The following is a 322-nucleotide window of genomic DNA, read 5'->3' on the forward strand; positions in this document are numbered from 1 at the left end:
GCGCGGCGTTCCTGATCCGCGACGGCGGCGTCGCCGGCGAGCGTATTACCATCCTTGAGGAGCTGCATGTTCCCGGCGGCGCGCTCGACGGCCTCGACGTCCCCGAAAAGGGGTTCGTCATCCGCGGAGGGCGCGAGATGGAGGAGCATTTCGAATGCCTCTGGGATCTCTATCGCTCGATCCCTTCGCTGGAGATCGAGGATGCGAGTGTGCTCGACGAATTCTACCGGCTCAACAAGGACGATCCGAATTTTTCGCTGCAGCGCGTCACGCAGAACCAGGGCCAGGATGTGCCTGACAAGGCTTTGCTGACACTCAGCGA

The 322-nt window shown here is 62.1% G+C and carries 1 protein-coding gene; it reads left to right on the forward strand.

The window, feature by feature from the left end; genetic code table 11:
- On the forward strand, positions 1 to 322 hold a 322-nt coding region (locus BGN95_RS06505; RefSeq protein WP_286772007.1), incomplete at both ends, for an oleate hydratase.

Source organism: Sphingomonas sp. 66-10 (assembly GCF_001897045.1).
GTDB classification, from domain to species: Bacteria; Pseudomonadota; Alphaproteobacteria; order Sphingomonadales; family Sphingomonadaceae; genus Sphingomonas; species Sphingomonas lycopersici.